Genomic DNA, 12,583 nt, shown 5'->3' with positions numbered 1-12,583 from the left:
GTTGAAGTCCATCACAATCGAGGGGTTCAGGGCGTTCAGCCGTCAGGCGACGATCGATCTCAACGCCGACGTCATCCTCCTGCAAGGCCCCAATGGCGTCGGCAAGACTTCCCTTCTCGACGCCATCCTCTGGGCGCTGGCCGGGACGATCGCCCGCTTCGCCGAGCGCGGCACGCCCATCTCGACATACGCCCGGGAGGGCCGCGCGCGCGTCGAACTCACCATTTCGGGCAATAACGGTGACGTCGTCCTCACCCGGGCGACAGACGGCACAACAGAGGACTTCGTGCGGCTCCGGATTAACGATAGGGAATACGAGCAGGCGGCCGCAACGCAGCAGCTCTGCAACTTGCTCCTTCCTCACCTGAAGGACCGCGTCGGCGCCCGAGACGCCCTGAACCAAGTCCTCACGCGCGGAGTCTACCTCCAGCAGGATCTCGTCCGCCAGTTCATCGACGACGATAGCGCGGCGGACCGGTTCGCCTTCGTAAGCGAGGTGATCGGCGCCGGCGCCGTGCTCGAGCTACAGGCCGCGCTCGAGAAGAGTCGCCGGTCCTGGGCAGCGAGCATAACCACCTTCCGCAAGGAGGAACTGGATCCGCTGGTGGCGCGGGTCGCGCAGATCGACGAGCACCTCGCTCGTCTCTCCGACGGCGGCACGGTAGTGAGTGACGACGCGCGCCAAGCCTCCAACGCGCTCTTCCAGCAAGCGGTCGCACTGTTGAGCGAATCCCGATTTGGCCCCGACGCGACGCCGACCACCCCGGCCCGGCTGGACCGCTTTCTCAAGACGCTGGATGCTGAGCGCAGTAGGCTTGAGCGTGATCTGGCCACAACCCGCAACCTGCTGGAGCAGATCCCAGAACTGCTCACCTCGGTGGCCTCCAACGATACGGGCGACAAGCTCCGTCAGGAGGAGATCAATCTGGTCGGCCAATTGTCAGGAGCGGATGAAGCCATACGGACGGAACAAGCCCGGCTAGCCGCCGAGAGGCAGGCCCAAGTTGCCGCGGCCGACCGCGCGCAACGTGCTGCGACAATGGCCAAGCTAGCCCTACAGGATCTCGGCGAACACTGTCCTGTATGTCAGCAAACCCACGACGTCGGCCACACGATCGCCCATCTTCAGGCGCTCATCGAGGTCGCCTCGGACGTCGGCCAGGCCACCACGACTGACCGGTTGGGTCCGCTGACAGATGAGCGCGCCGATATCCAGGCATCGCTGAATCGTGTCCGTGAGGATCTACGACGAGAGGAGAACGATCTGCGCGAGCGCGAAGCGCGGCGCTCGATCCTCACGGCCCGACTTTCGGACCTCGGGATTGGCGGCACCGGTGATGCCGGCACGACCCTGCGCGAGCGCGAGAACGCAATTGAGCAGATCCTCGGAACGCTCGCTAGGCTGCTGTCAGATGGCGAGCGTCTGTCTCTGCAGGTCCTGCGGCTGGGCGAGCAGCGCCAGCGCGACGAGCTCATTGCCGAACGCGTCCAAGTGACAGCGCGTCTACATGCGGCAAATAGCCGAGTTGCTGGCGAGGAGGCCACCCGCGTCCTCTCCGGCCAGATCATCGACGGTTTACGGGACGCGTCGCTCGCGGTGACGGCGAAGCAGATCACCCAGATCTCGCCGCTATTCCAGAGGATTTACAGTCGCATCGATCCGCACCCCACTTTCCGCGTGACGCAGATCGTAGCCGGAATGGAGCGCGGCCGCGGCAAGCTGGACGTAGGAGTCTCCGATCCTGACGCTTTCGCGCGCGCCCGGGACGCGGGTCCGCTGCTATCCAGTTCGCAGATGAACTCGTTCGCGGTCTCGCTATTCCTCGCGATGAACCTCGCTCTCCCCAGCGTCCGGCTCGGCGTTACGATCCTCGATGATCCCCTGCAAAGTCTCGATTCAATTAGTCTGCTGGGCCTCGTCGACGTCCTGCGGCGCTTCCGCGCTCACCGGCAGATCATCGTTTCAACGCACGAAGAGCGGCTGGCGGGACTATTGCAACGCAAGCTACGGCCCGTGCTACCAGGCGAACGCATGGTGACGATGATCTTTGAGAATTGGAGCCGGGAGGGTCCGGCAATGCGGGCGGTCGAGTTCGCGCCAACGACGGACGAGAACGTGATCGCCGCTTAATTAGTCGGAAGCCAATTAAATCAAGCCTCGATGTGAAGGAGCGTCGAGTTTCAGGGCCGCCAAGCTACTCCAAACGTCGCATTAGGGTCTTAGCGGCGTCGAGCGAGGATATCCCGTACTTCAACTGGCACCCGACCATTCATCCAGAGGACGCTGCGGAAATTGAAGCCCGCATGGCGGAGGCTTTGGCAACCCAATCTACCGTCTCTGTCCAGGGTCGCTACAAGAACTGCAAAGGCAAATATCGCGTGCTGCTTACGGCCGCTCGCCCTCACTTCTCCATCAAAGGCCGGTTCCGAGGATTGATTGGGGTCAATGTCGATGTGACAGAAAGCCAAAAGGCGGAAGCAGCGCTTCGCCATAGCGAAGAACGGTTCCGATCGGCGGTCGAAGCAGCGCCCAGCGGCATGGTGATGACGGATCGCAACGGCTGCATCGTCCTTGTCAACCTGCATGCCGAAGCGGTGTTTGGTTACCAGCGCGAGGAGATGATCGGCAAAGGAGTCGAAATGCTGGTACCGGACCGATCTCGCAGCTCCCACCCGGTGTTTCGCGACACCTATGGCCGCCGGCCTTTGGCGCGCGCCATGGGCGCGGGCAGGGACCTATACGCAAGGCGCAAAGATGGCACGGAAGTGCCGGTCGAGATCGGCCTCAGCCCAATTGAGACAAGCGAAGGACTGATGACGCTCGCGTCGGTCGTCGACATCAGTGAGCGAGGCGGTCAGAGATGCAAAGAGAACTTCTGATGGCCGAGCTCAACCACCGAGTGAAAAACACACTCGCCGTGGTCCAGGGTATTGCCCATCAGACATTCAGGGGAACGCTTGCCACAGAGGCCTTCGCCGCCTTTGAGGGGCGGCTCATGGCTCTTTCGGCCGCTCACAATATATTGACGCAGACCAGTTGGCAGCATGCCGCCCTGGATCAGCTCGTTTCCGACAGCCTGCAGATCAGAGGCACCTTTTCCAACCGGATAGCCAGCAGCGGGCCCGCAGTTCTGCTGCAGCCCAACCAGGCGCTTCCCATAGCCCTTGCCCTCCATGAATTGCTGACAAACGCAGTCAAGTACGGAGCCCTTTCCAACGAGGCCGGCAAAGTCTCGGTCGAATGGTCTTGCAGCGACAGGCCCAAGCCCCGGCTAAAGCTGAGTTGGAGTGAATTCGGCGGTCCCTTGGTTTCGTCTCCATCACGACGAGGTTTTGGCTCCCGGCTGATTGTCGGGGGTCTGGCGGCAGATCTCCAGGCGGAGGTCGCAATGGAGTTCCAGCCTCAAGGGCTTGTTTGTAGGATCGACGCTCCATTGCCAGAGAGGGTGCTCACACAATGACTGCACTGTCCGGCAGGCGCGTGCTCGTGGTCGAGGACGAGTCCCTGATTGCCATGATGGCCAGTGATTTCCTGACGGACCTCGGAGCAACGGTCATCGGCCCCGCCACATCAATCGACGCCGCCTTGACGATCATTTCAACACACGAGATCGACGCCGCCGTGTTGGACCTCAACATACGTGGGGAACTGAGCAAGCGTGTCGCTGACGCGTTGAGGCTCCATAGGATCCCAATGGTATGCGCAACAGGATACGGAGAGGGCGCAGCTGATTTCGCGAGAGGCTCGCCGATCATCGACAAGCCCTATTCGAGGGAGAACCTGGAGAGTTCACTTCGGGCAGTGCTATCGGCGGGAGCGGAATGATTCGAACGGGGTGATTGCAACATTCGCAACAATGCTGAGGGCTTGGGGGGCAAGGTGCGTCGGGCGATTGATAAAATCCGAGACGACAATCTAAAGCTTAGGCTTGCTCTACGGGCGGCCCCGATAGGTATTTGGGACTGGAATCTCGAAACGGGCGAGATGAACTATTCGCCCAGAGCACGGGTGATTTCAGGCTTTTCCCCAGACGAGCCGATTACCATCGACAAGGTTCGCGCCGTCACCCATCCGGAAGATTTGCCTGGCACGAGTGCCTTGGCACGCATGGCGCTGGACCCCGAGATCAGGAACAATGACCCCTACGAGTATCGTATCGTGCGCGCAGATACCGGCGAGATTCGTTGGGCTTTGGCTCACGGAGAAGCGGTTTTTCGAAGGGTTGGCGACAGTGTGCAGGCGGTGCGCTTCCTCGGCACAATTCAAGATATCACGAGCCGAAAACTTGCAGAGAATGCGCTGCGAGAGGCTGAGTTGAGACAACGATTGGCCATTGACGCAGCTAGAATGGCCGTCTGGGAACTGGATGTTGAGAACGACCGGTTGACGGTCTCTGCTGAACTCAATCGCATGTTCGGCTTGGTGCCGGATGCTTGTCCTACAGTTGCAGAACTGCGGAACCTTCTGGCTCCAGGTGATCTCGACAAGATCACGGAGGTTCGCAACCGAGTTGCATCTGCCAATGACCCTCACTTTGAAGCGGAGTTCCGCTGCAGATTCCCGGATGGCTCTTTGCGCTGGCGCCTGTTGAGGGCAGAGGTCCAGACGTCGGCTGGCGGAGAGCCAAGGCGCATCATCGGCGTGTTGATGGATATCGATGAGCGGAAGCGGGCGAATGAGCAGAAGCAGTTGCTACTCCGTGAGGTCCATCATCGCGTCAAGAATTCGCTCAGCATCATCCAGGCTCTCGCCACACAGTCGTTTGGACGAGGTGCCGCCGATCCAAATGCGCTGCACGCGTTTCTCGGCAGGCTCGCGGCCTTGGCGAAAGCTACCGATCTTGCTGTTGCACAACAGGGTGAGGCCTTTGGCCTGGCCGACCTGATAGCCACCGTTACCGAACCTTTTCGGTCGCCAACCAGGTTCAAGATTGCCGGCAAGGACGTCCAACTGCCGGCGCGGTTGAATGTACCGCTTGCCCTTGTCTTCAACGAACTGTGCACCAACGCGGCCAAATTCGGCGCGCTTTCGAATGCGAACGGGTCGGTCAGCCTCCGCTGGGAGATCACGACCAAAGGGCTCGAACTCCATTGGCAGGAGACTGATGGACCTCCTGTCCCTCCAAAGCTCAACAAGGCCTTCGGCCTAAGAATGATCCTCGACGTCTTGCCTGTGGAGTTCGCCAGCGCCCAGATTGAGCCCCGACCCTCCGGAATAAGGTGCCATATTCTTGTCGCCACCAGCGGCTGGAAGACATTACTACCAGAGACGGAGATGCGCATTGATACCCACGTTGAGGGTCACCGAAAGGCCATTGACGATGTAGCTGGCAAAGCAAACACGGATGGGGGCGGCCAGCTGTCGCCAGTAATTCCCTCTGCAGGCCGATCATAGCAACAGACGCAGCAGGACGGCCAGCGCATCCTGGCTGTCGAACGGCGACGGAACCTTGGCCGGCGATCTCGTGCTGCCATTTGGGCTTCAGCTTGACGCTGGCGCAAGCCTGCAGATCGATGGCGGCCGCTCGTGGCGCAGCGCTTCTCCACCTGCGTGCCTGCTGGCTGCATCGTGCCGCTCACCCTCGATCAAGGAACTGTAGCTGCTCTGCGCGCCGCCTCCGTGCAGGAGATCGAGGTCAAAAGCGTCGATCAGAAGGAGGTGCCGCTATCAGTTTCGCTAAAAGGGCTGGCGCCTGCTCTGGATTGGCTGGGGTTCTGGCTGGATGAGCGGAATAACTGGGGAACGTGAGCATCGCAGGGATCTCGGTCAATCTCGATTGCCCAGTCCTTGAGCGCCTTGCCGGCCATCTCCCAGTGCACTCCAACAGTCATTTTCATGATTGATCCACAAGGGGCGACGATCGCCCCGTGGCGCGTGGCCATCGGCACAGCTTTAGCAATTCAGCGTGCTTCGGTGAATGTTCTATTTTGCCAATAGGCTTCGGAGCTGTCTGGCTGCTTCCGTCCCAAACGCCGACGTCTGACGGTTCTACAATTGGCCATCGACCAACGACAACCGCTTCAAACAGCTCAAAGCCGACGCGGCGCACCTCGCGCGGGACAGCGAACAAACCCTCTGCAAGCGGGCTCCGTTCGTCATTCACAACGGGTCGATCGGCCCGCCAGGGTTGCTGGCGCTGATCGTAGACGACGGCATGTTCGAGCGTGGCGGCCGCCTCCGTGCCAAAGGGTGCGCAAGAAGCTGCCGCCGACGTCAATTCGTCGTCGAAGCGATCGAACAGCATCTCCCAGGCCGTGAGCGCCGTCAGGCGATTGACCGGCGTGCCGAGCATCCGGCCGGATTGTAACTGGCAGAGCGGTAGCCGGGCGGTAGCGTCTTTTCCGAAGACCTGATCGAGAGTCTGCGCCGAAGAGAACTCGACGCGCTGGGAAGCCGGATCGCGGCCCAAACCGGCCAATCCTTCAACCGTGCCGGCAGGCGAGTTCGTGTCGGGCGACCTACAAGCAGCGCACTCGAATCCGCCAACGAAAAAGCTGTTGAACGCTGCCGGTTCTCTCCTTTGCGCGTCGAGGACTCTCTCGATTCTTAGCCGTCCAAGGCAGCGCAGGTGCTGTTCCAGCGAAGATCACGATCGCGCAGGAAGCGTCCTACGCCGCTTACCACGGTAGGCATCACTTGCCCCCGCTCGCTGGCCAGGGCGGCAGGCGTGAGGACACTGCCGCGATGATCGGCCAGCACCAGACGTGCATCGAGACCAACGGAATGGGCGACCTCTCTCGCCCAGTCGTACAAGCTAACCGCGCCGTCATTGGCGAGATGCCATATTCCCGTCTCGCCATCGATCAACAGGTCGAGGGCGGCGTGTGCCAGGTCCGGCAGGTAAGTCGGGGAGCACACTGCTTCAGCCGGCAAGCGAAACGACCGGTGGGCAGCGATTTCATCGAGAATCTGGGAAAGCACGTCACCGGTGTTCCACGGTCCGAAGACGGCGCTCGTGCGGATTACGAGCGCAGCGGGATGATGCTTCATCGCCATCGATTCGGCTGCCGCGTTGAGATTCCGGATTCCCGACCCCGGGCCTACCGGACTGCTCTCGACCAAACGGCAGGATAGGCTCTTGCCGACCAGTGCGCCCGAAGTCACGGTCATCAACGCCACCCCGGCGGCGGCGCAGACGGACGCCAGCACCGCCGCGTCTGCCGGACATTCGAGATTTCTCTGCGAGCCGTCGAGGTGCCCATCGGCTCCGTGGGCGCTTGTCACGTGGATGAGGGCCCATGGCCGATGCTTAAGCAGCACGCGGCGCACGGAATGTGGCTCCGTGATGTCTGCAAGGGCAGTAAACTCAAGGCCCCGATGAGCTGCTATCCGGCAAAAGGCACTACCCAACACTGTATCCTTGCAAAAGATAAGCACCTTGCGCGCGCTGCCTTCGACGGTGGATCTGGCGGCCGCCAAAGGAGAACTGAAAAATCGCGTGTCCCTGCGCCACCAACCCGGACTGTCGAGGACCGGATGACTAAGGCCTGCGCCAGACGCCATCTGCCGCACCGCGCTGCCCAAAGCGGTCATGCGCGGCGACGGGCTGCGGACATCGAAAGCTCCGGCCTCATAGGCGCCGTCCTCGCGCAGTAGGAGGCTGTTCCAGTCGACGCACCCGAACAGGGCCCAGACGGTTACGGCGGCAATGTTCTTTCCTTCGCCGGCCAGGCGGTTTGCGGCGCTCCAAACTTCGTTCAGCCAGCGAAGCTGTTCATCCCGACTGCAGCCATGGTGAACCTCGGTGACGGCGACTGGCCGGTCATATCGTGCACACACTTCGCGCAGGCGCGGCTCAGGTCCCACCGATCCGAGCGGAAGATGCACCCTCACTGCGTCGAGATCGGCATAATGATGCCTGCCATTGCCTCCGACCAAGGCTCCGGCAGGGAGTTTGGCGCGGCGGTGGTCAAGGAAACGCTCGCTGGTCGGATAGTAGTTGACGCCCACAATATCGGGAGGGCAGGGCTCGTCGACGAAGGCCTGGAGCTCGTGCTCGGGAATCCCATGATCAATAAGCCGGGAGAACCAGGGGTGGCTACGGTCGACGCGGCCGAACAGCAAGTCGAACGTCAGCCAGCGGCGTTCGTTCTCATAATCCGCCTGGTAATCAAGTAGTGGCGTGCTGAACGTCTTGCCGAGATCCTCGGTCTGGACGAGGACCGCGTCCGGCGTCACCTCGCGGATCGCCCGCATGGCAAGCGCCACACCGCGGCACTGGTTGATCAGCGCCCGCGCGAAATCTGGCATGTGTCGGCGATGTGGATACCAATGCCCATACAAAGCGCTGAAACGGGCCGTGGTCAGCGGCTCGTTCACGGGGGTGAAACGGTGAACCTCGGGGTAGCGCTCGGCGACACGCCGGGCATGCCTCGCCAGGAGCTCGGGGAAGGCCGGGTCGAGCAGATTGGTGTAGTGGGGACCGCTTCCATGATGAAGCAGTCCAGCTATGACGTCGACGCCGAGCTCTTTCAGCCGCGCCAGTCGTTCGTCGTGCCAGGCGAAATCGGCGGTTTCGATGTCGTTCGGTGAGATCGATTCCCACAGCAGTGGGTACCGAATCGTGCGTATGCCGAGATGCCGGATCAGGTCCAGATCGTCCAGCCTGCCAGCATGTCCCGTCTCCGACGATTCGTCACGCCATCGATTCCACATCCGAATGATGCTGCACTCTACGCCTCCCCAGATCTCCGGCGTTGCCTGCATTGTCTCGGTTTGCATGGGTCGCCGCCGTCATTGTATTGCTTGGAGAATTTCGCTCATCTTGGACACTGCGGTCTCAAGAGGAGCGCGATGATACCGGGAACCGAGGCTTCGATTCTCCGGTTGGTGGCGAGGACCACCTGTCCATACTGCAGTAGACAACCTGCCGACGAACCAGACATTTACTCAGCCCTAAACAGCCGCCCTTGCTCAGTTGCTCGCATAGGAAGTCATTAGTGCCAGGACCTGCTGATGCGCTGCCACCTGGGCCTTGAGATAGGCGTATCGAATACCTCGCCTCTGTCGTTGCTCAGCGCATCCAACTGGGCAGCATGTTTGCTTGTCGTCTCCGGCTCAACCGCCAGATCGTCCTTCTTTGCGGCCGATAGGAGCCGCTTGGAAGAAGTCGTGTGGTCGTTGATCAACATGCTGGCGAATTCCTTCACTCGACAGGTCTGCGATTGCGCAGCGCCAATTCACTCAAGCGATTCAACATGTCCGAAGTTGCAGCCGCTTTGACAAATTCCTGCGGGGACGTCATCGCGGTCTGAGCTATTGCTACTGGGCTGATGAGACCGATCGCGATCGCGGCAATAAACGCTTTCACAAAATGCATGTTGATCTCCTTCAATAATGCACTCAATTTGGCTCCGAACTCGGCGGAGATAACGTTGTTCCCTTGGATGACAAAAAGCGACGGGTCGGCAGGCGCAAGGGAAAAGCTCGCTGGACGGCTCCTAGCCCCAGGCCTGGCCAACCAACGCTGGAAACGGCGATGTTGACGCTCGGCAGGCATGTCACCGTCGCGCTTCAAATCTTGGAGCGGCACGGCTTGCTCCGACTGAATGTGGAAAGGTCGTCATCCCTGATCGCGCGCTTCTCATTGCGCTGGCTGCGGGATCCTATGGCAAGGCTGAAGCCGAGTACGCTGGCTAATCGGCCAACCGCACTGATCGGCTCTGCGGGGCGCCCGACTGAGTTAAACTTTCAACACGCTAGTGCACTAGCCCACGGCCGCCGCTCAATTGTAATGCGTGCATTAACGCCGCGTCGGCCCGATTGCTCGGTATTCGAAGACCGTAACTCGCCGTTCGTTGCGGTGACTCTGGAGCGAGATTTGCGTTACTCTAATCCAATTGGCTTCACCGTTGCGCAAGGTGATCGCTCGGTGAACTGCCTTTGCCGCGGCTTCGAAAGACGCCAGCGCATCGGCTTGATGGGTAGCCAAGACAGCATCGTTTTCCATTCCTCAACACGATACGAGTTCATAGCCCCGCCAACCCATTTTCATTCGCGTAGACCTCCGAAAGGCGCCGACGCGCTCTTGAATCAAAGTTCAATAGGCGGAACCCAGCCCACTCCTAAGCTGGTGGCTCCATTCTGGCTTCAGTTCCATTGGTGAGATCGATGCCCCAAAACTTCAGCATGCGAGCCGTAGCGGACAGGACTGCCGCCGAGATCGCCCTGTTTGCGGCAAGGAGCCTTCGTTACTCGTCCGCTGAAACGGCCCTCGTACTGTTGGAACTGCGACTGGAGCAGGCTTTCAGCTGTCAAGTTTTCAATCACTGAACAGCAACGCGGCATCCAATCTGAAAGGGGCTATTATCATAGTTAATTGCGAGCCTCCGGCCGCCTGCGTAATTGGATGCGATGACTTTTTCAGGAGAGCGGCATGTTTTACCCAGGTCGTTTTTTGGAGCCGAAGGAAATCGCAATGCTTGCCCGCGTTACTGAGACGATCAGTAGCGAGCGAGGTGTCGCGCCTAAGTCGCCAGAGCGGGAGCGCTTGGCTGCACACCTGCTCAAGCTATTCATGAACGGCTTGGCTGGGGAGGATGAATTGCTGGATGCCGAGAGAAACCGGGCTCGGCGTCAACGAATGACTGTTCTGAAGCTCTCTGGCAGCGAAGTTGGGCTCAGCGAGGCGGCATGAATTAGCAGATGGAATCAGCTGCCCGAGCCGAGCACTCGCGGTCGGATATTCCAGTATGTCGACAAGCTTTTGCGCGAGCAATTCGAATTCTTAATTCTGTAACCGCCATGGGTCAGATCAAAAGTACTCAGGAATATTCTGTGGCTTACGCGTGGATCTTCCGATGCACCTGTTAAACGGCCATCTTGAATGTCTCATGTACCGCAGAATGTCTGTAGGACGCGTTCATCCCGGCGTGGCGGGTCAGCATAGCGTCCCATGCCCGGCTGCTCATCGAAGGGCCGCGTGACGACGTCCAGAATCTCCTCGAACGGTGTGAAGTCGCCGCCCAGCGCCGCTTGGATCATCGCCTCGATGCGATGGTTGCGAGGGATGAATTTGGGATTGACGGCATGCATGGCCGCTCGGCGCGTGGCCGTGTCGGCTGCTTCGCTGGCGATGCGCTCGCGCCATCGTGCCGACCAAACATCGAATGCGCCTGGATCCTGAAACAGCTGCCGTGCCGTGCCCTCAGCATCCGCAGGGTCAAGATCGTCGCCCAGGCGCCGGAAGCCGAGCGTAAAGTCCGCTTCGCCACGGGCCAGTACATCCAGAAAATCAGCAGCGAGCTGCAAGTCGCCTTCCGCCTCGGTCAGCAATCCGAGTTTTCTGCGGAATCCGCGATGCAGCACAGTCTCATAGGAGGACTGGAAAGACCTAAGCACCTCTTCGGCTTCAGAGACGGCTTCATTCTCGTCCGTGCTCATCAGCGGCAGCAGTGTCTCAGCAAAGCGTGCAAGGTTCCATGTTGCGACCCGAGGCTGGTTGGCATAGGCATAGCGGCCGGCGCGGTCGATCGAACTGAACACCGCGCTCGGGTCATAAGCGTCCATGAAGGCGCACGGGCCATAGTCGATCGTCTCGCCCGAGATCGCCATGTTGTCGGTATTCATGACGCCATGGATGAAGCCGACCAGCATCCAGCGCGCCACCAGATCGGCTTGTGCGGCGACAACGGCCTCCAGCAAAGCGCGGTACGGCCGCGCCTGTCCAGCCGACTGCGGGAAGTGGCGCTGAATGGCATAGTCGGCTAGGATCTTGAGCCCCTCGGTATCGTGGCGAGCAGCGAAATATTGGAAGGTGCCGATGCGGATATGGCTGGCCGCCACTCTTGTGAGGACGGCGCCGGGCAGCCGGACCTCGCGATAGACCGGGTCCCCGGTGAGCACCGCCGCCAGGCTTCGCGTCGTCGGAATGCCCAAGACGGCCATCGCTTCGCTGACGACATATTCGCGCAGGACCGGGCCGAGGGCAGCGCGGCCGTCACCGTTGCGCGAGAACCGCGTCGGTCCCGACCCCTTCAGCTGGATGTCTCGGCGAATGCCGTTGACGTCAACCACTTCGCCAAGCAGCAGAGCGCGCCCGTCGCCGAGCTGAGGCACGAAGTTTCCGAACTGGTGGCCCGCATAGGCAAGGGCGATTGCTTGCAAGCCTTCCGGAAATCTGTTGCCGGCCAGCATCTGCACTCCGTCGGGGCCGGTAAGCTGGTCGGCGTCGAGCCCGAGTTCCTCGGCGAGGGGCCGGTTGAATCGGATCAGCCGGGGTTCGGATACCGGCTTCGGATCTGTTTGCGCAAAGAAGCGCTCCGGCAATTGCGCATAGCTATTGTTGAGGGCAGAAAGGCCCATCTGAATGGCTCGGGGTTCCGCGGTCGCAGGTGACGTCATGACGAGCGGGCTCTGAAGAGAGGGACGGTTCCTGTTGCGAGGAGCCTGTATTTACATGTGCATATAGGGACGCAACGTCGCTGGTGCCATCCGGATCCATCAGGCCGGCACCGGATGAAGGCTGGGAACCACCCGCTACATCGAGGTTAGGGGCTGCCGTACGAGCCGGGCTGTCGATTGTCGTCCTGGCGGCCGATGGACGACGGACGGACTTGATGATTAACGCAGATGAGTCATGGC

11 protein-coding genes are annotated in these 12,583 nt (G+C 60.6%); 7 read left to right on the top strand and 4 right to left on the bottom strand.

Annotated elements, in window-relative coordinates:
• Position 1 precedes the first annotated feature (1 nt).
• The 6 genes from FJ967_RS27550 to FJ967_RS27525 all read left to right on the top strand — a co-directional run bounded on the left by FJ967_RS27550 (position 2) and on the right by FJ967_RS27525 (position 5,749).
• Positions 2–2,131: an AAA family ATPase gene (locus FJ967_RS27550; protein WP_181176166.1), complete on the top strand. Its 2,130-nt coding sequence runs from the start codon at positions 2–4 to the stop codon at positions 2,129–2,131.
• A 32-nt stretch (positions 2,132–2,163) separates the two neighbouring features.
• Positions 2,164–2,880, top strand: a complete 717-nt coding sequence (locus FJ967_RS27545) for a PAS domain S-box protein (RefSeq protein ID WP_246675409.1) — start codon at positions 2,164–2,166, stop codon at positions 2,878–2,880.
• The gene (locus FJ967_RS27540; protein ID WP_181176164.1) at positions 2,880–3,461 is read left to right on the top strand and encodes a sensor histidine kinase; all 582 of its coding nucleotides are present in this window, start codon (positions 2,880–2,882) and stop codon (positions 3,459–3,461) included. The genes FJ967_RS27545 and FJ967_RS27540 overlap by 1 nt, the downstream gene beginning before the upstream one ends.
• Positions 3,458–3,826 (top strand): response regulator, encoded by a 369-nt coding sequence (locus FJ967_RS27535; RefSeq protein WP_246675408.1) that lies wholly within the window; start codon positions 3,458–3,460, stop codon positions 3,824–3,826. The genes FJ967_RS27540 and FJ967_RS27535 overlap by 4 nt, the downstream gene beginning before the upstream one ends.
• Positions 3,827–3,880: 54 nt before the next feature.
• Positions 3,881–5,395: a PAS domain-containing protein gene (locus FJ967_RS27530; protein WP_181176163.1), complete on the top strand. Its 1,515-nt coding sequence runs from the start codon at positions 3,881–3,883 to the stop codon at positions 5,393–5,395.
• Between the two features lie 132 nt (positions 5,396–5,527).
• The gene (locus FJ967_RS27525; protein ID WP_140735453.1) at positions 5,528–5,749 is read left to right on the top strand and encodes an invasion associated locus B family protein; all 222 of its coding nucleotides are present in this window, start codon (positions 5,528–5,530) and stop codon (positions 5,747–5,749) included.
• Between the two features lie 85 nt (positions 5,750–5,834).
• Here FJ967_RS27525 and FJ967_RS27520 read toward each other — a convergent pair whose 3' ends face one another.
• The 3 genes from FJ967_RS27520 to FJ967_RS27505 all read right to left on the bottom strand — a co-directional run bounded on the left by FJ967_RS27520 (position 5,835) and on the right by FJ967_RS27505 (position 9,533).
• Positions 5,835–6,410 (bottom strand): hypothetical protein, encoded by a 576-nt coding sequence (locus tag FJ967_RS27520; protein WP_140735452.1) that lies wholly within the window; start codon positions 6,408–6,410, stop codon positions 5,835–5,837.
• A 137-nt stretch (positions 6,411–6,547) separates the two neighbouring features.
• A complete protein-coding gene (locus tag FJ967_RS27515) occupies positions 6,548–8,722 on the bottom strand; it encodes a sugar nucleotide-binding protein (RefSeq protein ID WP_140735451.1) in 2,175 nt (724 codons plus the stop codon).
• A 424-nt stretch (positions 8,723–9,146) separates the two neighbouring features.
• Positions 9,147–9,533: a hypothetical protein gene (locus FJ967_RS27505; RefSeq protein ID WP_140735449.1), complete on the bottom strand. Its 387-nt coding sequence runs from the start codon at positions 9,531–9,533 to the stop codon at positions 9,147–9,149.
• Positions 9,534–10,376: 843 nt separating this feature from the next.
• Between FJ967_RS27505 and FJ967_RS27500 the strand changes: the two genes are divergently transcribed.
• Positions 10,377–10,637 (top strand): hypothetical protein, encoded by a 261-nt coding sequence (locus FJ967_RS27500; RefSeq protein ID WP_140735448.1) that lies wholly within the window; start codon positions 10,377–10,379, stop codon positions 10,635–10,637.
• Positions 10,638–10,831: 194 nt separating this feature from the next.
• Here the strand turns inward: FJ967_RS27500 and FJ967_RS27495 are convergent, their stop codons facing one another.
• Positions 10,832–12,304 carry a protein adenylyltransferase SelO gene (locus FJ967_RS27495; protein ID WP_140735447.1) on the bottom strand — a complete coding sequence of 491 codons (1,473 nt, stop codon included), beginning with the start codon at positions 12,302–12,304 and terminating at the stop codon, positions 10,832–10,834.
• Positions 12,305–12,583 lie beyond the last annotated feature (279 nt).

The sequence above is a fragment of the Mesorhizobium sp. B2-3-4 genome, from assembly GCF_006442315.1.
Taxonomy (GTDB): Bacteria; Pseudomonadota; Alphaproteobacteria; order Rhizobiales; family Rhizobiaceae; genus Mesorhizobium.
This window is presented reverse-complemented; position numbering and strand designations above follow the sequence as displayed.

Coding starts and splice junctions, on each gene's coding strand:
- FJ967_RS27535 (WP_246675408.1), top strand. CDS start 3,458: ATGACTGCACTGTCCGGCAGGCGCGTGCTCGTGGTCGAGGACGAGTCC.
- FJ967_RS27540 (WP_181176164.1), top strand. CDS start 2,880: ATGGCCGAGCTCAACCACCGAGTGAAAAACACACTCGCCGTGGTCCAG.
- FJ967_RS27500 (WP_140735448.1), top strand. CDS start 10,377: ATGTTTTACCCAGGTCGTTTTTTGGAGCCGAAGGAAATCGCAATGCTT.
- FJ967_RS27495 (WP_140735447.1), bottom strand. CDS start 12,304: ATGGGCCTTTCTGCCCTCAACAATAGCTATGCGCAATTGCCGGAGCGC.
- FJ967_RS27515 (WP_140735451.1), bottom strand. CDS start 8,722: ATGCAAACCGAGACAATGCAGGCAACGCCGGAGATCTGGGGAGGCGTA.